A 19085-nucleotide genomic window follows, 5' to 3' on the forward strand; every position below is an offset into this window, starting at 1 on the left:
CCGGTCTCCCGCGCGCGGGAGACCGGCCGCGGCCGGCATGGGCGGGGGAGGGGTTGCGGAAGGCGGGTGCCACGGCGGTCAGAGGTGGGCGAGGACGTTGACGACGTTGCCGTCGCGGTCCCGGTAGAAGAAGCGCCGTACGCCCCACTCCTCGTCCGCGGGCCCGTAGAGGATCTCCAGACCGGCGGCGCGGGCCCCCGCGAGGGCCGCGTCGAGGTCCTCCACCTCGATGGAGGCCGCCGGGTTCACCGGCCCGGTGGGGTCCTTGGTGATGAGGCTGACCTGCACGGAGTGGTCGGCCGGCGGGGCGAGGGTGGCGATCCAGCCGTGATTCATGATCACTTCCATCCCGGTGACCCGGATGTGGGCTTCCACTGCGGAATCGAGGTCGCTCACCGTGAGCAGCGGCATCGCGCGGAGTGCAGACATGTCCGCCAGCGTAACCAGCGCACCGCGTGCCCCCGGGAGCCTTTCCGCCCTCTTTCACGCCCGTGTCGCGGGCCCTTCGGCGGCCGTACGTTCTCCTCGCATCGGCCTCCTCGCGCGCGGGCGCGCGGGCCGAACTCGCCAACCCCGAAGGAGGACTGACGTGGGACTCGTCACCGCGACCGGTACGGCCATCCCGGAATCCAGGCTCACGGAACTCGGTGAGGCGGTCAGGGGCCGGATCATCACCGCGCAGGACGCCGACTACGAGGAGCGCAAGCAGATCTGGAACGGCTACTTCCAGAAGAGCCCCGGGGCGATCGTCCAGGTGGACGGCGCGTCCGACGTCGTCAAGGTCGTCGATTTCGCGCGCGAGAACGACGTCGAGCTGGCCGTCAAGGGCGGTGGCCACTGCTTCGCCGGCACCGGCACCGTCGAGGGCGGACTGCTGCTCGACACCTCCCGGCTGCGCGGCATACGGGTCGATCCGGCCAAGCGCCGTCTGGTCGTCCAGCCGGGCCTGCAGCAGGGCGACGTCGACGCCGAGACCACGAGCTTCGGGCTCGCCGTCACCGGCTCCCAGGAGTCGTACATCGGCATCGGCGGCCTCACCCTGGGCGGCGGCCTCGGCTGGCTCGCCCGCTACCGGGGCCTGCTCGTGGACAACCTGGTCTCCGCCGACATCGTGCTCGCGAGCGGAGAGCTGGTGACCACCACCGCCGAGGACCACCCCGATCTGTTCTGGGCGATCCGGGGCGGCGGCGGCAACTTCGGCGTGGCCACCCGCTTCGAGTTCGACCTGCACCCGCAGGGCGACTGCATGGCGGGGCTGCTCGCCTTCCCCATCGACCAGACTGCGGACGTGGCCCGGCAGCTCGACGAGTTCAACCGGACCGCCCCCGACGAGCTGACCACCTCCTTCGCCTTCCTCACCGCCCCGGGCGGCGCACCGGCGATCGGCCTGGGCTTCGTGCACGCGGCCCCCGACGAGTCCACCGAGGCCCTGATCGGCCAGATGCGCGGACTCGGCACCGGGGCGCTCCTCGACCACTGCGGCCTGATGCCGTACGTGGCCGTGCAGCGGATGCTCGACGAGAACACCGTCGCCGGGCACCGGTACTACCCACGCTCGTTCCTGCTGCCCGAGCTGCGCGACGAGCCGCTGCAGATCCTCGCCGACGGGTTCGTCAACGCCCCGTCCGAGCGGAGCCTGGTCGGCGGCGGCCTGATGGGCGGTGTCATGTCGAACGTACCGGCGTCCGAGACCCCCTTCCTGCACCGCGAGGGCTACCTGACCAGCATCCTCACCTCCTGGACCGACCCGGCCAAGGACGAAGAGGCCGTCGAGTGGACCGAGAAGGTGTACGCCGAACTCCTGCCGTACACCACCGGCGCGGTCTACGCCAACCACCTGGGCGCCGACTCGGCCGAGCGCATCGAGGACGCCTACGGCACCAACTACGAGCGGCTGACCCGGATCAAGGCGGTCTACGACCCCGAGAACTTCTTCCACACGAACAACAACATCAAGCCGGCGGGCTGAGCCCGACGCGTACGACGGCGCCCGGACCCCGCACGGGGTCCGGGCGCCGTCGCGTGCACGCGGTTCCGGTCAGCCGGCCCGCCGGATGACGCTCACGCCCTCGCGCACGGTGAGCACGCTCTGCCGCACCCGGGGGTCGGCCGCGACGTGCGCGTTGAACGCGCGCATCGCGACGGTGTCGGGCTGCTGGTCCCGCTCGTTGGCGACGCCGCCGAACTGGAGGACGTTGTCGGCCAGGATCAGTCCGTGCGGGGACAGCTTCGGCAGCACCGCCTCGTAGTAGTCGATGTACCCGGGCTTGTCGGCGTCGACGAAGACCAGGTCGAAGGGGCCGGGCAGGTCTCCGACCGACGCCAGGGCCGGGCCCTCCCACAGGTGTATCCGCTCGGCCCAGGGAGAGGCCGCGAAGTGCTTGCGCGCGATCGAGGCGTGCAGCGGGCTCAGTTCGCAGGTGTGGAGTTCGGCGTCGTCCGGCATCGCATGGGCCATGCAGAGAGCGGAGTAGCCAGTAAAGGTACCGATCTCCAGGATGCGGCGGGGCCGCAGGGCGGACACCAGGGAGGCCAGGAACTCGCCCTCCAGACTCCCCACCATCATGGCCGGCAGGTCCGTCTCGGCCTCGGTGTCGGCCACCAGGGCGGCCAGCCAGGGCGGCGCGGGGGAGGAGACCTCCTCGGCGTACTTCTCCACGACGGGTCGTACGATCATTCCCGGTTCCTTCCCGCGGGGTCGGTGTGGGTCTGCCGGTGCTGTCCGCGCAGCCGCGCGGACAGCCAGTGCGTCAGCTCCTCGTGGGCGGGATCGCGCAGGTAGAAGTGGCCGCCCGGGAACGTCGTCAGCTCGGTCCGCGCCGAGGTGGCCTCGGCCCAGGCCGCAGCGTCGGCCGCCTCGACCTCGGGGTCCTCGGCGCCGTAGCAGACGCTCACCGGCACCGACAGGTCGCGGCCCGTCCCGGGACGGTAGGTGCCCACCAGCCGGTAGTCGGCGCGGAGCATCGGCAGCGTCAACTCGCGCAGGCCCGGCAGCTCCAGCAACCGCGCGTCAGTCCCGCCGAGCCGGCACACGTCGTTCCACAGCCGCTCGTCGTCCAGGTGCTTGTCGTCCGGGCGCTGCCGGGCCGGGCCCGGCCGGCCGGAGACGATCAGCCGCTTCGGGAGCGCTTCGCCCGCCGTGCCGAGGAGCAGGGTGACCTCGTACGCGACGGAGGCGCCCATGCTGTGCCCGAAGAACCACACCGGTTTGTCGTCCAGTTGGGTGAGTGCCTTGGCCAGCGGCTCCACCAGGCCGGGCATGTCGGTGCAGCAGGGTTCGCCGATGCGGTCCTCCCGGCCCGGGTACTGCACCACCATGCCCTCGACGTCCTCAGGCAGGTCGCGCGCGAGCCGGCGGTAGAAGCTCGCCGCCCCGCCGCCATGCGGGAAGAACACGAGGCGCCGCGCGGCCGCGGGCCGGGGGAAGTAGCAGCGCAGCCACGGGTTCGGGACACCGGTGCTCATGGGGCCTCCAGCAGGTCCGAGGCGGTGAGGAGTTCCGGCGGCGCCTTCGGGTGACGCAGGCGCACCGGTCCGCATGCCTCGCTCACGCGCATCGCCAGTTTCGCCAGGGTCATGTGGTACTGCACGTGCCCCCGGCTGTCGGCGTGCGACCGGACCTCGTCCCAGGTCGCCGCGATGGCTCGTGCCGTGGCCTGCGGCCACAGGTCGCGCAGCACCTCGCTGTATGAGGCGCCCTGCGCCGGACCCAGATGCTCCACGCTCGGCACCTTGAGGTGTGGGGCGGCGGAGTCGCCGAAGCTCACCAGGTCCCGCATGTCGCCCGGCATGTGCGGGCGCATGCTCCACTGCACGGGGCCGTGCGTGTTGACCAGGGTGAGGTGCCCGCCGTCCGTGCCGAGGGTGACGCGGTGGAAGAGGTGGCTGTAGTTGTCCGGGTCGGAGGGCACCAGCTCGTTCTGGAGCCGGAAGGACATCGGGACACCGGCGAAGCGGCCGGTCAGGCTCCGGTACGGCGCCTCCGGCACCTCCGCGAGCACCCCGTCGACCCCGTGCGGGCGGATCGACCCCAGCGCCTGGCCCAGGATGTCGAAGACCGTGTAGAGCACCTGGAAGGCGCAGGTTACGTCGAGGAACAGCGGCCGCTGCCGGGCGACCAGTTCGCGGGCGGCGCCGATGAACCGGTGCACCGGCTCCACGTGGGGATAGTGCGTGTTCAGTCGGAACACCACTCCGGATTCGGTGGCGGCGCGCAGGCACTGTGCCAACTCATCCGGATGCAGAGGGTGTTCCTGCAGCACGTGCACGCCGCGGCGCATCAGCGCCTGGGAGATACGGGGCCCGGGGCCGCCGTTCATCACCCCGCCGATCACCACACAGGCCAGGTCGACGTCGTCGGGCACCTCCTCGACCGTGGTCCACAGCGGTACGCCGTGGTGCGCGGCGCAGGCGCGGCTGCGGGCACCGCCGGACGCGAGGATCCCGGCCAGCTCGAAGCCGAAGTCCGCCCGTTCGAAGGCCGCCAGGTAGGCACGGCCGAAGCCGGTACCGGCCACCAGGACGCGCGGGCGGGTCACAGCTCGCCCTCCTCCATGGCACGGTCCGCGAGGATCGGCCGGTCGAGGAGCTCCAGCAGCTCGACCGCGGGCTCGGCCCGCAGAGCGGCGAGCACGGTCTCGGCGTCGAGTACGTCGGAGCCGAAGTGCACGCCCGGACCCTTCCTGCCGTCGAGCACCGCCAGCACGGCCAGTGCACTGGCGAGCCCGGTCAGGGCGTAGGTGTCGCTGGCGCGCAGGGCCAGGCTGCGGGTGGCCGGGCGTCCGGCGCCGTCGGTGCCGGTCACCTCGAACAGCATGAGCTGGAACGGGTCCCTGCCGAACAGGTCGAGCGCCGCCGCGCGGGTGAGTTCCTCGGCCGCCTCGGCGAGAGCGGACTCGCCGCGCATCGCCCCCTGGAGTCTGCTCAGGCAGTTCATCATGTGCGTGCCGCCGTCGAAGACGTTGTACCAGTCGATCTCGGTGAGCCCGGTGACCTCGGGGAGCCGCGCGGACTCGAAGCTCAGGTACGGGTAGACGTCCACCCGGTTGCGCGCGTAGGCCAGTTCGACGCCGGTCCGCGGCTCCAGTTCGCGCTCCACGCGGATGCCGCCCCTGATCGCCCCGCGGGCCTCCCCGTACGCCCCGCCCATGGACAGCAGGTAGTCGGCGGCTCCGGCCGGAGTGAGCCGGTCCATCGTGCCGACGTAGGCCGTCAGCCGTCGTGGGTGGCTCATGGTGGAGCACAGGTGGCGGGGGAGCAGACCGGTCAGGCCCGGCTGCATGCCCGCCGTGATGACGGCGGTACCGGTGAAGGTGCCCGGCCGGGTCAGCGCCTCCAGCAGGGGTTCGTCACCGCCCGGGTCGACGTAGTCGGCGCCGGCCGCCGCCGCGGCCCAGGCCACCCGGTCGAGGACCTGGTAGGACGGGCCCGCGCAGTTGAGGACGACCCGCGCGCCGCGGCAGAACCCGGCCAGCGACCGGCCGTCGTACAGGTCCACCTCGACCGCCTCGCCGCGCAGCCCGGACTTGGCCAGCAGGGTCTCGGCCTGGCCGCGGTCGCGCCCGCCGAGCCGCACGACGGCGTCCGGCAGGCGGTCGGCGATGGTCCGTACGGCGGCCGCGCCGACGGCACCGTAGGAGCCGACCACCGCGACCGACGGGGTGCTGTGCTCGCTCACGCGTTCTCCTCATCGGGCAGGTCGATCACATCGGAGGTGACCAGCTCACGGCAGGTGAAGTGGTCGCCGGGCACGGTCTGCCGCACGAGTCCGCCCACGCACACCGACTCCCACAGGGCGGTCATGTCGGCGGTCATCGCGGGCCAGACGGGGGACTCCTCGTCGTGCACCAGCAGGCGGGCCTCCCCGGTGTACAGACCGGGGTCGTGGGCGACGACGCGGGCCGCCAGCGCCCGGCCCCGCGCGAGGTGTTCACCGAGTTCCTCCGCGCCGAGCCCCACAGCCATGGCGAGTGCGGCCAGCCGCTCCCCGCGCGGGCGCGTGCCGAGCGCGGCGGCCGTCTCGCCGACGGCCCGCAGCTCCGGCTCGCCGCGGCCCGCCAGCCCGGCCAGCGCACCGGGCGGGATGTCACCGACGGGGGCCAGCTCGGCGAGCGCCGATCCGAGAGCGGGGATGTCCGGGTAGCCCAGGGCGGCCGGGTCCTGCCCGCGGTCCAGGCAGAACAGAGCCTCTTCCAGGACGTCGTCGCGCACGGTGGCGGGCAGCGGGTAGCTGCTCAGCACGGTCAGCCCGCACACCGGGGTGCCGAGCTCGACCAGCTGCTGGGCGATGGCGAGCGCCAGCACACCCCCGCTGTGCGCGCCGACCAGGTGGAACGGGCCCGGGCTCAACACCCGTAGCCGCGCCACGATCTCCTGCGCCGCGTCGTCCAGGCTCTGCCCCTCGGTCACCCGCACCGGCGGCACCACCACCACCGGGTCCCGCGTCCCGAGGCCGGCGGCGAGCCGCTCCACGTGGCCGCCCAGACCGTCGCCGACCAGGACGTGCACCGGGTTGCCGAGCGCGTCCGCCGTCCCGGTCAGCACCAGCTCCTCACCGGCCCCGCTCTCCTCGGCCAGGTCCTGCCCCTGCTGGAGGAACGCGGACAGCTCGCGCACCGACGCGCCGCCCAGCAGCTCGCGCAGCAGCTCGTCGAAGAAGACCTCGGCCGCGACCGGCACCTGCTCGCGCAGCGCGGTGACGAGCTGGGCGGCGAGCAGCGAATCCCCGCCGAGCGCGTAGAAGTTGGTGTCGAGCGGCACCTCCGACTCGCGGAGTACCTCCGCGTACACCGCGGCGACGGCCAGCTCCAGTTCGCCGGCCTCGCGCACGTTCTCTGCGGCGACCGCGGCGCCCGCCGTGCCGTGTTCCCCTGCCCACCGGGCCAGGGTGGCGCGGGCGACCTTGCCGTTGTCGGTCAGGGGCAGCGCGTCCAGCACCTCGAAGCGCGACGGGATCATCTCCGCCGGGAGCCGCTCGGCGAGCCGCCGGGACAGTTCCTCGGTGTCGAGCGGCTCGCGGTCGGTCTTGAAACGGGCCGCGAAGACGTGCATCCCGATGCGCGCCAGCTCGTCCTCCGGTGCCGGGACGCACAACTCCAGGTCGGCGCCGGCCTCGGCGAGCATGTCGTACCACTGCCCGCGGCCGATGAAGGTCTGGTCCTTGCCGTGGCGCACGTCCTGGAAGTCCCCGGCGGTGGCGTCGAAGAGGAACTCCATCGAGGTGAGGATCTGGTAGTTGTCGCGGGTCGTCTCGATGAAGACCAGCCATCCGCCGGGCACCAGCGCCTCGCGCATCCGGCGCAGGACCGCGCGGGCGTCCTTCGCGTAGTGCATGACGTTGCCGCACAGGATCACGTCCACCGAGTTCGGCCTGACGCCCTGTTCGCGGTACGGCTCGTTGAAGTCGAAGAGCGCGTAGTCCACCCAGGGGTGTTCGGCGAACCTCTCGCCCGCCTTGTTCAGGAAGAACTGCGACACGTCGCTGAAGGTGTAGCGGACGTTCTCGCCGTCCAGCGCCGGGATGGTGTCGACACTGGTGCCGCCGACGCCCGCGCCGACCTCCAGCACGCGCAGCGGGCGGCCGGAGGTGTTGCGCCGGGCCACGCCCAGCACGGTGGAGGTGGCCAGCCGGTTGAGGTAGCGGGAGAGGAAGCCCTCCATGTAGGCGGCCTCGTGGATGCTCAGGTCGCCCTCGGGGAAGAGCATCCGCAACGGGTCCCGCTCGTCGCGCATCAGCTCAGGCAGGTGGGTGGCCGCGAGCTTGAAGTAGTTCACCAGCTCGGGACGGTCGTTGGCCTCCGGCAGCAGCCGGTCGACCTCACGCCACGCCTGCTCCACGTCCTCGGGGGCGACCAGGCGCAGGCAGCCGAAGGTGCCGTCCGCGGCCCGGTCCAGGTAGCCGTTCTCCACGCAGGCGGCCAGCCAGCGGCGCACCAGCCGCTCGTGCCGGGGTGCCACCCTGGCCAGCCGCATGATCTCGGAGGTGCTGTGACGCGTCGCGGTGTCCGGCCACACGCCTTCCTGGCGCAGGACGTCGACCATGCGGCGCAGCGCCGCGTCGTCGAGCACGGCCGCGAACTCGACCACCTTGGCGACGTCCACCCCGTCGCGGATCTCCTCGGCGGCCGCCAGCACCTCGGGCACCAGGGCCGTGTCCACGGCTTGGCCGGCCGGGTCGGCGGGCGCGGGCGAGACGAAGGCGACCAGCCTGCGGTCGTTGCGCTCGCCCTGCGTGGCCACCGCCACTGCTTCGACCTTCGGATCGGCGGCCAGTGCCGACTCCACCTCGGCCAGCTCGATACGGTGGCCGCGGATCTTGACCTGCCGGTCGTCGCGGCCGATGAACTCCAGGGTGCCGTCGGGCAGATAGCGGGCGAGGTCGCCGGTGCGGTAGACCCGCTCGCCGTTCGGCAGCGCGAAGAAGCTCGCCGCGGTCTTCTCCGGGTCGCCCAGGTAGCCCTTGGCGAGACCGGCGCCGGCGATGTACAGGTCGCCCACGACGAGGTCGGGGCAGGGCCGCAGGAACGCGTCGAGCACGTGGAAGCGCTGGTTCTCCAGCGGAGTGCCGTACGGGATGCTCGGAGCCGTCGGGTCGACCTCGCCGATCGGGTGGAAGATCGACCAGATCGACGCCTCGGTGGCGCCGCCGAGGCTGTACAGCTCCACCCGGGGGAGCCGCGCGCGGACGCCGTCGGGGAGCGTCACGGGTATCCAGTCGCCCGACATCATGCCGAGGCGCACGCTCGCGCAGTCGCGGCCGTCACCGCGCAGGTACTCCTCCAGCAGCATCATCTGGGCGGGCACCGTGTTCAGCACCGTCACCCCGTGGCCGGTGATCAGTTCGGCCCAGTGCGAGGGGTCGCTGCGCCGCTCCGGGTCGGGCAGCACCAGGGTGCCGCCCCGGCCGAGGACGCCGAAGACGTCGAAGACCGACAGGTCGAAGCCCAGGCTCGACAGCCCCAGCGCCACGTCGTCGCGGCCGATCCCGAACCTGCGGCACACGTCGTCCAGGGTGTTGACCGCTGCCCGGTGACTGATCTCCACGCCCTTCGGCACGCCGGTCGAGCCCGAGGTGAAGATGACGTACGCCGAGTCGTCCGGGGATACCGTGGCGACCTCGTCGAAGGCGGCCGTGGACAGGCCGTCCACGTCGATACGTCCGACCCCTGCGGGCAGTTCGCCGCCGACCGTGCTGTGCGCGACCACCAGGCCGATCCCGGCGGACTCGATGATCCTGTTGCGCCGGGCGTCGGGCTGGCCCGCCTCGACCGGCACGTACGTGCCGCCGGCCAGCAGCACCCCAAGCGCCCCGGCGACCTGCTCCCAGCCCTTCTCCAGCACCACCGCGACCCGCTGGTGCGGCCGGTGGCCCCGCGCGGTGAGCTCGGCGGCCACGGCGGCGGCCCGGCCGGTCAGCGTCGCGTAGTCGACGCTCCCGCGGTGGTCGATCACGGCCGTCCTGTCTGGGTGCCGGCCTGCCGCGTCGAGCAGCGCCCGGTGCAGCAGCGCGTCGCTCAGGGGCCGGTCCGTGTCGTTGACGGCCGCGCGCCGCCGCGCCTGGTGGGCGGGCAGGGTGAGCGGGTCGCCCTCCCACGCCTCGTCCCCGTCCGCGAGCCGGTGCAGGAGGTCGCGGAACGCGGCGAACATGTCGTCGAGGACCGGCTGGGGCACGGTGTCGTCCCGCACGTCCCAGTTGACGAGCAGCGCGCCCCCTGCCTCCATCGCCTGGCAGTCCACCCAGACCTGCGGCGTCTGGCTGATGCCGTTTTGGATCCGGGAGCGCATCATGCCCTGCGGAGCGAGACCGTCGGAGAGTCCGATGGCGCTGGTGAACACCACCGGCATCAGCGAACCCTGCTGGCCCCGGCGGCGGGTCAGCTCGCGCAGCACCTCCACGCCCGAGAACAGCCGGTGGTCGAGGTCCTCGAAGAGCTGCTCACCCGCCCTGCGGGCGCGTCCGGCGAAGGTGTCGGCGCAGCCGCCGTCGACGGCCAGCAGCTCGACGGAGGTGAAGTCGCCCACGACGTCGCCCACGTTCGGGTGCAGCGGAAGCCGGCTGAGCACCGTCACGTCGAGCGTGAACCGGGGGCTGCGGCTCCAGCGGCCGATCACCTCGGCGTACGCGGCCATCACGGCCGTCGAGGCGGAGATCCGCTGCTTCCCGGCACGATTCTTGAGCGCCGACCACCGCTCCGGCTCCAGCTCCAGCTCGCGCCTGGTGAAACCGGCCGCGCCCTGTCGGCTGGGCCGGTCGACCAACGGCAGTTCGGGGGCGGGCGGCAGACTGTCCAGGCGCGCCGTCCAGTAGCCGCGGTCGCGCTCGTACGCGGGCCCCTGACGTACCGCCCGTTCCGCCCGCAGATAGTCGCGGAACGTGATCCCAGGGGCCGGGAGAGCGGCGTCCGGGTCCTCGTAGAACCTGCCGAACTCGTCCAGCAGCCGGTAGATGCTCACGTAGTCCGCGATCAGGAAGTCGATGGAGAAGTGCAGGACGGCCCGGTCGGCGAACTCGGTGACCTCCAGCGAGTACAGAGGGCACGCGGTGACGTCCTTGGACTCCGCGGAGAGCCGGCCGCGGACCTCGCGTAGGATCTCCTCGCCCGCCGCCGGGGGCAGCGCGGTCGCGTCGTGCCAGCCGATGACGGGGGCGGGCGGATCCTTCAGCACCCGCTGGTAGCCGTCGTAGTCGATGACCACGCGCAGCATCTCGTGCCGGTCGACCACGCGCTGCCAGGCCGGCAGCAGCCGGTCCTGCTCCAGCGCGGGGAACTCCAGCTCGCCGTAGGCGTGGCAGGGGACCGAGCCGTACTCGAAGGCGCCCCGGCGGCCCAGCAGGTAGGCCGACTGGACCTCGGTGAGCGGGAACGGCTCGTGGGCCGCGTCGGGATCGGGGCGCACCTGCTGCGGGCTGCGCTCGCGCAGCACCCGGAGCACGTCCTCCCGGCGGCCGGAGAGCAGGGCCCGGCGCTCGGGAGTCATGACCCCTTCCGGGCCGCGGAACCGGAGTTTGCCCTCGTCCTCCCACAGGTGCAGTCCGGCCTGCTCGAGTTCGCTGATGATGTCGGCGGCGGTCACAGGACACCTTCTTCCAGTCGGACGGAGGGTCGGCGCGGGTGGCTGCCGGAGATCTCGGCGTCGAGGACGGCGGCGATCCCGGCGATGGTCGGGTGGTTGAACAGCTGGCGCAGCGAGAGCTCCACGCCGAAGCGCTTGGTGAACTGCCGGATGATCCGGGTGGCGGTGAGACTGTCACCGCCGAGGCCGAAGAAGTCGTCGCTGCGGCCCGCCCCGGGGGCCTCCAGCAGATCGGCCCACACCTCGGCCACCGCGCGTTCGGTGTCCCCCTGCGGACGGTCGTCCACCGCGGGTTCCCGCGCCGTGTGACGCAGCCCGTACGTCCGCGCGACGGCGGCGCGGTCGACCTTGGCGTTCGCGTTCAGCGGCAGCCGCTCGACGACGGTGAGGTGTTCGGGGAGCATATGGGCGGGCAGGCGCGCGGTCAGCGCCGCCAGCATCTCCCTTGCCGGAGCGGGTTCCGCGCCCTGCTCCGGGGTGACGACCGCGGCCAGGCGGTGCACCCCGGCGCTGACGTCGACCCAGGCCACCGCGCTCGCCACACCGGGCAGTTCGCGCAGCCCGGTCTCGATCTCGCCGAGCTCGATCCGGTGTCCGCGCACTTTCACCTGGTGGTCGCGCCGGCCCAGGAACTCCAGGATCCCCGAGGGGTGGTAGCGGCCCAGGTCACCGGTGCGGTACCACCTCTCGCCCCCGGCCGCGACGAAGGAGGCCGCGGTGCGGTCCGGGTCGCCGCGGTAACCGAGCGCCACACCGGAGCCCCCGATCCACAGCTCGCCGGGCACGAAGTCGGGCCGGTCCCGGCCGTGCGCGTCGACCACGCGGAAGCGCTGGTTGCCCAGCGGACGCCCGTACGGGACCGACACCCACGCGGGATCGACGGCGGTCACCTCGTGGGCGTTCGACCAGATCGACGCCTCGGTGGCGCCGCCCATGGCGACGAGCAGGGCGTTCGGGGCACTGGTCCGCAGCCGGTCGCAGAGATCCAGCCCGACCCAGTCACCGGAGACGATCGCCACCCGCAGCCCCGGCAGGCTCACGCCCGACTCGCAGGCCACCAGCAGCATGTCGAGCAGGGTGGGCACCGTGTTCCACACCGTGACCCCGTGTTCGGCGGCGAGACGGGCCCAGACGGCCGCCTCCCGCCGGACGTCCTCGGTGAGGGTCACCACGGTGCCGCCCACCGCGAGCAGTCCGAACAGATCGTAGACGGACAGGTCGAAGTCGAGGGCCGAGACCTGGAGGACCACGTCGGCGGGCCCCAAGCCGTAGCGGGCGTTGACGTCGTCGATGGTGTTGGCGGCGGCCGCGTGGGTGATCTCCACCCCCTTGGGCTCGCCGGTGGAGCCTGACGTGTAGATGACGTACGCGAGCTGTCCCGGGCCGACCGGCACCGGCTGCGCGAGCGGTGCGGCCGCCGACGCCTCGGCCACCGGCACCAGCCGCACCGCCCCGTCCCAGTCCCCGCCGGACGCCGGGCGGTCCGCGACCAGGGCGAGACGCGCCCCGGCGGACCGCACGATCCGGTTGCGGCGCGCGGCCGGCTGCCCCACTCCCACCGGCACGTACACGCATCCCGCGGCCAGGACGCCGAGCACCGCGACGACCTGCTCGGGCCCCTTCGGCAGCGAGACGACGACGGTCTCGCCCGGCCGCGCCCCGAGCGACACCAGGTGTCCGGCGACACCGAGCGCCCGGTGGGCCAGTTCGGCGTAGGCCAGGGCCTCGCCGGACGGGGTGCGCACCGCCACGGCGTCGGGGGTACGGCGGGCGACGTCGAGGACCGGCTCGTGCAGCGTACGCGCGGGGCGGGTCACGGCGGTGGCGTTCACCTCGGCGCGGACGGCCGCCTGCGCCTCGGGCAGGGCGATCGGCGGGGCCGGGCGGGACCAGTCGGTGTCGGCGAGCGCCACCAGCAGCCGGCGCATCGCCTCCAGGGCCGCCGGGATCACCCCGGGACTGTAGAGGCCCTCGACATGGTCCCAGTTGACGCAGAGTCCGCCGTCGCGCTCCACCACCTGGCAGTCCAGGGCGACCTGCGGGCTCTGGGAGAGTCCGCGGCGCAGCTCGCCGAACCCGAAGGAGAGGTCCTTGAAGCCGGCGCTCACCCCGAGCGTGGAGGTGAACACCACCGGCATGAGCATCTGTCCGCCCCCGGAGCGCCGGGCCAGTTGCTGGAGCACCCAGGTGGTGGAGACGTTCCGGTGCTCGATGCCCTGCCACGCCTGCTCCTGCAACCGGCGCACCGTGTCGGCCCAGGAGCTGCCGGGACGGCTGTCGTGACCGAGCAGCAGCAGCGAGGTGAAGTCGCCGACCACCTGGTTCACCTGGGGATGCACGTCCTGCCGGTCGAAGACCGTCAGGTTGAGCGTCAGCGAGGTCTCGGCGCTCCACATCGCCAGCACCTCGGCGAAGGCGGCCGCCACGACCATCGACGCGGTCAGCGCCTCGGCGGCCGTGCGGCGGCGGAGCTTCGCCCAGGTCGCCGCGTCGATACGGAACTCGTCGCGCACGAACCGCGGCCGGTCGACGCGCTCGGGGCCCAGGACCGTGGGCAGTGCCGGAGCTTGGGGCAGCTCCTCGATCGCCTCCAGCCAGTACTCCTCGTCCCGCGCCTTCGCGGCGGGGTCGGTCCGCTGGGCGAGCAGGTAGTCGCGGAAGGACAGCTCCAGCGGCGGCAGTTCCCGACGGGGGTCGGTGTAGAGCGTGTTCAGCTCGGTGAAGATGGTCATGATCGACAGCGCGTCGAGCACCACGTAGTCGAAGCCCACACCGAACACCGTGCGTCCGTCGTCCCGTTGCACGGCGCGCACGTCGAACAGCGGCCACGAGGTCACGTCGAGCACCTGCTGCGCCATGTCCCCGAGCGCGGCGACCGCCTCCTCGTGGTCGGCCGCGGTGGTGCGGGTGACCGTGAACCGGTAGTGCGGCACCTCGGGCAGGATGCGCTGGCCGCCCTCGCCGTCCAGCACGGCGCGCAGCATCTCGTGCCGTCGCACCAGCGTGTTCCAGGCGGCCTCCAGTCGGTCCAGGTCGACCCGGTCGCTCTCGAACTCCCAGTACCAGTACGAGGCGACGCCGCCGAGGACGAAGTCGGGGTCGCGGCCGAGCCAGTAGGCGCGCTGCACGTCGGTGAGCGGGAAGGGCTCGTACCGGTGTTCCGGGTCGGCCGGGGCCGTGCCGGGGCCGTGAGCCTCAAAGCGCGTCAGCGTCCCGGCGAAGCCGCTCACCGTGGGACGGGTGAACAGGTCGCCGAGCCTGGCCTCGTACCCGTGCCGGCGAAGGGCCGACAGCAGACGGGCGGCCTGAAGGCTGTCACCGCCGATGTGGAAGAAGTTGGTGCTCCGGCCGAGAGGCCCGCAGCCGAGAAGGTCCGCCCACAGCGCGGCGACCGTTTCCTCCGCGGCGCCACGCGGGGCGTCCGACACGCCGTCGGACAACCGCTCGCTCACCGTCGCCGCCAGCACCCGCGCCGCCTGCGCGCGATCCATCTTGCCGTTGCGGCTCAGCGGAAGCTCGTCGACGGCCACCGCGCGGGCGGGGACCATGTACGGGGGCACCTGCCGGGCGGCGGTGGCCAGCACGTCCTCCGTGTCGACCGTGCCCGGGGTGACCAGGGCGTACAGCGCCCCACCATGCTCGGTGACCGGCGTCACCACCACGTCGCGCACCCCGGGGTGCAGTCCCAACGCCCTCTCGACCTCGCCGAGTTCGATCCGGTAGCCGTTCACCTTGACCTGGAGGTCGGCGCGGCCGAGGAACTCGATCACGGCCCCGGGCCGGTAGCGGGCCCGGTCGCCGGTCCGGTACCAGCGTGCGCCGTCCGCCTCCACGAACTTCGCGGCGGACAGCTCCGGTGCGCCCACGTACCCCCGGGCCACCCCGGCCCCGCCGATCCACAGCTCCCCGGCCACCCAGTCGGGACGGTCGCCGCCGTGCTCGTCGACGACCCGGCAGCACTGGTTGGGCAACGGCACGTTGTACGGGATCGAGGCCCAGGACGGATCCACCTCCGTGACCTCCTGGACGGTCGAGTGGATCGCGGTCTCCGTGGTGCCGCCCAGGACCACGAACACGCTGTCCGCGCGCAGCGCGTGCACCCGGTCCGGCAGGTCGAGCCCCGCCCAGTCGCCGCCGAGCAGCTGGAGCCGGAACGGCCAGCCGCCCGGCTCCGGCCGCGACGACGCCGTGGTCAGCGCCATGTCGAGCAGGGCGGGCACGCAGTTGAGGACGGTGGCCCGGTGCTCGGCCGCCCTGCGCAGCCAGGTCTCGGGGGAACGCCGCTCCTCGTCGTCGACCAGGACCAGCGCGCCGCCGCAGCTGAGCGGGCCGAAGATGTCGTAGACGGAGAGGTCGAAGTCGAGCGCCGACAGGCACAGGGTGCGGTCGGCCGGGCCCATCCGGTAGCGCTCGTTCAGCGCGGCCACCGTGTTGTGAGCCGCCGCGTGGGTCAGCTCCACGCCCTTCGGTTCCCCGGTCGAGCCGGACGTGAAGATCACATAGGCGGGGGCGTCCGGCGAGACGTCCACCGGACGGTCCAGCGACGGCAGGTCACGGTCGGTGGCGCACCGCACGTCGATGTGCGGGATCCGGCCGTCGGCCGCCTCACGGGCCGGCCCCGCGGTCACCGCGCATCGGGCGCCGGACAACGACTCCACGGTGCGCCGCCGCGCCTCCGGCTGTTCCGTCCCCACTGGCACGTACGCCGCGCCCAGCGCGTGCACCGCCAGCACCGCGACCACCTGTTCGACACCCTTGGGCAGGGTGATCACGACCCGGTCGCCCGCGGTGACACCGGCGGTGCGCAGGACGTGGGCCAGCCGCAGGGCCCGCTCGGCGAGCTCCCCGTACGTCAGCGTCCGGCCGTCGCCCCAGAGCGCCGCTGGCGCCCCGCCGCGCTCGGCAGCCTGCCGGAAGAACTCCTGGTGCAGCGCCCGGCGGGGCAGGTCCGCGCGGGTGTCGTTGGCGCTGCGGCGGGCCTGGAGCTGCGGGGCGGGCGGCCGCACCGGCAGACTCTCCCACCAGGCACTGGGCTGCGAGGCGAGCAGCCGCACCCGGTTGACGAAGGCCCCGAACATCGCCTCGGAAACACCGGCCTCGAAGAGGTTCTCGGCGGTCTCCCAGTTGATCAGCATGCCGTTGTCCTGCTCGGTCAGCTGCAGGTCGATCCACACGCCCGACGTCTGCGAACTCATCCACACCGGGGCGCCGAGCACCGCACGGGTCGCCCCGTCGAACAGCTCACCGAGGCTGAGCGCGCTGGTGAACACGACGCCCGCCCGCCGATTCGCCCCCGCGGTGGTCCTGGCGAGGTCGCGCAGCACCGACGTGCCACCGTACGTGGCGTGCGCGGCATCGTGCCGGTACTGCTCCTGCACCGTCTGGGCCCGCTCGACGAAGGGGCGGCGCATGTCCGGCGCCACCTGGAGCAGCAGCAGATCGGTGAAGTCCCCGACGATCCGGCCGACGTCCGGGTGCACCGGGACCCGGTTCAGCACCGGCAGGTTGAGCAGGAACTCCGACTCCTCGCTCCAGGCCGCGAGGACGTCCGCGTAGGCGGCGGCGACGGCCATCGACACCGTCAGGCCGTTGCTGCGCGCGTGCTGGGAGAACCGTTCGTAGGTCTCCGGCGCCAGCCAGGCGTGCCGCCGGACCGTGTCCACCCGCTCGATCCGCTCCGGCAGCGCGGCCAGCGGCAGGCGGGGCGCCTCGGGCAGGTCCTCGGCGCGGTCGCGCCAGTAGGAGACGTCCTCCAGGCGGGGCTCCCGGCCGTGTTCGTCGACCAGGCGGCGGTACTCGGGGAAAGTCAGGGCGGGCTGCGCGGGTGCGCAGGCCGGGTCCTCGTAGCAGCGGGCCAGGTCGCCGACGACGATCCGGAAGCTCGACGCATCGCAGACGATCATGTCGATGTCGAGGAAGAGCCGGCCCTTCCCGGCCGGCAGCAGCGCCAGCCGCACGTCGAGCCCGCCCCCCTCGGCGAGCGGCAGCGTCTGGTGCGAGAGGGTCTCGCGCAGCCGCGCGAGGCGCTGTTCGCGCTCGGGCTGTTCCTGCCCCCGCAGGTCGACGACCTCGTCCAGCCCCCGGCATTCGGGCAGGATCCGCTGGCCCCCCTCTCCGACGGCCGCCCGCAGCATGGGGTGCCTGCGGCGCACCGCGGCCACCGCGCCGTCCCAGCGCGCGACGTCGGCGGTGACGTCGAACTCGAAGTAGAAGTGCGACCCGGTGTTGAGCGGCATACCCGGCTGACGGCCCGACCAATAGGCGTGCTGCATCGGGGCCAGCGGGAACTCGTCCGCCCCGGCGTCCGTGTCCCGCTCCGCCTCCGGGCGCGGGCCCGTGCCGTCGTCGGCCCCGGACAGCAGCGCGGCCCAGGCGCGCACGGTGGGCTCCTCCACCAGGTCGCCGAAGGTCACTTCGACACCGGCCTCCTGCCAGGAGGCCGCCAGGTTCATCATCCCGAGGGAGTCCAGACCGAGCGTGACGAGGTCCTCGTCCAAGCCGATCTCCGCGACCGGGAGTTCCAGCCGCGCGGCGACGGTTTCGCGGATCTCCTCGGTGGACAGCGCGCGTCCCGCCGTCACCTCACTGGTCATCGTGGCCTCCCGTGCGCTGCCGGGGCCGCGCCCCGGTGTGGTCGGTGTGGGGCGCCGCGGTGCGGGCGGCGGTCGTGCAGATGTCCACGTACGCGGCGAGCAGCGACTCGGCGAACTCCGGGTCGAAACGGTCGGGGTTGTAGAACAGCAGCACCCGCACCGTGTCACGGTCGGGCACGGCGACCAGCTCCAGCTCGAAGCGGGTGGCGACGTCGTCGGGCACCAAGACCTCGATGTCCAGGCCGCCGGCCCGGGTGGAGTACACCGGGTCCGCCATCATCTGGAACACCACCTCGTCGAGCCGGCGGTCGGTGCCGCCCGGATTGATCGGCAGCATCTGGAACGGCAGCGCCTGGTGGATGAACGCCTCCATCACCGTGCCGTGTGTGGCCCGCAGGTGCGCGGTGAAGTCGCCGCCGGTCAGCCGGGTCCGCAGCAGCACCATGTTGGCCAGGAACCCCACGGTGCGCCGGTGTTCGGCGCTGCGATTGGCGAACAGGGTCGCCACCGCCAGGTCCTCGGTGCCGCTGACCGACTGCAGGGCCCGGTAGTAGGCGGTGAGCAGGGCCACGAACCTCGTTGACCGCTCCCGCTTGGCCAAGGCGTCCAGCGCGGTCACCGTCGGCGCGTCCAGGACGTGCTGCACGAGCCTGGTGTCGCGCGGCGCGCCCGCGGTGGCCGGGCGGATCGGCAGCGGGGGCAGCGTTACGTCCTTCAGGCGCTCGCTCCAGAAGGCCTTCAGCCGCTGCCCGGAAGGACCGGCCAGGGTCTCGCGCTGCTCCTCGGCGAACCGTGAGTACGCGGGGGCGTCGCCGCAGGGCCTGCCCTCCAGCGCGGCGCACAGGTCCTCGAAGATCACGTTGCAGGACCACGAGTCGGTCACCATGTGGTGCATGTTGAAGCAGAGCACGTGATGGTCCTCGGCGAGCCGCCACAGGGTGATGCGCACGGCGCTTTCGGTGGCGTCGATCCGGGTGCCCAGTTCCCTGGCCGCCTCCCGGTCGGCGCATGCCCCGGGATCCGGCTCGCCGGTCAGGTCCACCTCGCGGATCCGCGGTGACACGGCCGGGTGCACCAGCGCCTTGAGGCGGTGGCCGCCGCCGGTGAAGGTGGTGCGCAGCGCCTCGTGCCGGGACATCACCTGGCCGACCGCCTCCCGGAGCCGGTCACGGTTGAGCGGGCCGCGCAACCTGCACAGCACCGGGCAGTTGAGCGCGCCCTCCTCGCCCCGGTAGCGGTCGAGGAACCAGAGCAGGGTCTGGCCCACGGACGGGCGGATCTCGGTGGCTGTCACATCCGGCAACGTAACGACGGTCGCCGCCCGCGCGGCCGCCGCTGAAAGAAAGCTGAGAGGACCTTCACCTTCCTTTCCGGCCACGCGGGCCCCGCCCCTCGTCCGGGTCAGGGTGGGGGTACCTG

General features: G+C 72.9%; 9 protein-coding genes. 1 reads left to right on the plus strand and 8 read right to left on the minus strand.

Features of this window, described 5'->3' with window-relative positions; translation table 11 throughout:
- Positions 1 to 78: 78 nt before the first annotated feature.
- Complete coding sequence (locus ABVB68_RS34615) at positions 79 to 429, minus strand: VOC family protein (protein ID WP_353605173.1); 351 nt, start codon at positions 427 to 429, stop codon at positions 79 to 81.
- 160 nt (positions 430 to 589) lie between these two features.
- On the opposite strand from ABVB68_RS34615, the gene ABVB68_RS34620 reads away from it, so the two are divergent.
- A complete protein-coding gene (locus ABVB68_RS34620; RefSeq protein WP_353605174.1) occupies positions 590 to 1969 on the plus strand; it encodes an FAD-binding oxidoreductase in 1380 nt (459 codons plus the stop codon).
- Between the two features lie 69 nt (positions 1970 to 2038).
- Here ABVB68_RS34620 and ABVB68_RS34625 read toward each other — a convergent pair whose 3' ends face one another.
- From ABVB68_RS34625 to ABVB68_RS34655, 7 genes are read right to left on the minus strand one after another with little or no spacing between them, the layout of a single operon-like run.
- Positions 2039 to 2677: an O-methyltransferase gene (locus ABVB68_RS34625; protein ID WP_353605175.1), complete on the minus strand. Its 639-nt coding sequence runs from the start codon at positions 2675 to 2677 to the stop codon at positions 2039 to 2041.
- Positions 2674 to 3465: a thioesterase II family protein gene (locus ABVB68_RS34630; RefSeq protein ID WP_353605176.1), complete on the minus strand. Its 792-nt coding sequence runs from the start codon at positions 3463 to 3465 to the stop codon at positions 2674 to 2676. The genes ABVB68_RS34625 and ABVB68_RS34630 overlap by 4 nt, the downstream gene beginning before the upstream one ends.
- The gene (locus ABVB68_RS34635) at positions 3462 to 4538 is read right to left on the minus strand and encodes a Gfo/Idh/MocA family oxidoreductase (protein ID WP_353605177.1); all 1077 of its coding nucleotides are present in this window, start codon (positions 4536 to 4538) and stop codon (positions 3462 to 3464) included. Before ABVB68_RS34635 ends, ABVB68_RS34630 begins: the two co-directional genes overlap by 4 nt.
- Complete coding sequence (locus ABVB68_RS34640; RefSeq protein ID WP_353605178.1) at positions 4535 to 5677, minus strand: saccharopine dehydrogenase NADP-binding domain-containing protein; 1143 nt, start codon at positions 5675 to 5677, stop codon at positions 4535 to 4537. Before ABVB68_RS34640 ends, ABVB68_RS34635 begins: the two co-directional genes overlap by 4 nt.
- Positions 5674 to 11073 (minus strand): non-ribosomal peptide synthetase, encoded by a 5400-nt coding sequence (locus tag ABVB68_RS34645; RefSeq protein WP_353605179.1) that lies wholly within the window; start codon positions 11071 to 11073, stop codon positions 5674 to 5676. The genes ABVB68_RS34640 and ABVB68_RS34645 overlap by 4 nt, the downstream gene beginning before the upstream one ends.
- The gene (locus ABVB68_RS34650; protein ID WP_353605180.1) at positions 11070 to 17666 is read right to left on the minus strand and encodes a non-ribosomal peptide synthetase; all 6597 of its coding nucleotides are present in this window, start codon (positions 17664 to 17666) and stop codon (positions 11070 to 11072) included. Before ABVB68_RS34650 ends, ABVB68_RS34645 begins: the two co-directional genes overlap by 4 nt.
- The gene (locus tag ABVB68_RS34655) at positions 17656 to 18960 is read right to left on the minus strand and encodes a condensation domain-containing protein (RefSeq protein ID WP_353605181.1); all 1305 of its coding nucleotides are present in this window, start codon (positions 18958 to 18960) and stop codon (positions 17656 to 17658) included. Before ABVB68_RS34655 ends, ABVB68_RS34650 begins: the two co-directional genes overlap by 11 nt.
- Positions 18961 to 19085: the final 125 nt, after the last annotated feature.

It is taken from the genome of Streptomyces sp. NPDC096012 (genome assembly GCF_040426375.1).
Lineage (GTDB): Bacteria > Actinomycetota > Actinomycetes > Streptomycetales > Streptomycetaceae > Streptomyces.

Coding starts and splice junctions, on each gene's coding strand:
- ABVB68_RS34615 (WP_353605173.1), bottom strand. CDS start 429: ATGTCTGCACTCCGCGCGATGCCGCTGCTCACGGTGAGCGACCTCGAT.
- ABVB68_RS34625 (WP_353605175.1), bottom strand. CDS start 2,677: ATGATCGTACGACCCGTCGTGGAGAAGTACGCCGAGGAGGTCTCCTCC.
- ABVB68_RS34630 (WP_353605176.1), bottom strand. CDS start 3,465: ATGAGCACCGGTGTCCCGAACCCGTGGCTGCGCTGCTACTTCCCCCGG.
- ABVB68_RS34650 (WP_353605180.1), bottom strand. CDS start 17,666: ATGACCAGTGAGGTGACGGCGGGACGCGCGCTGTCCACCGAGGAGATC.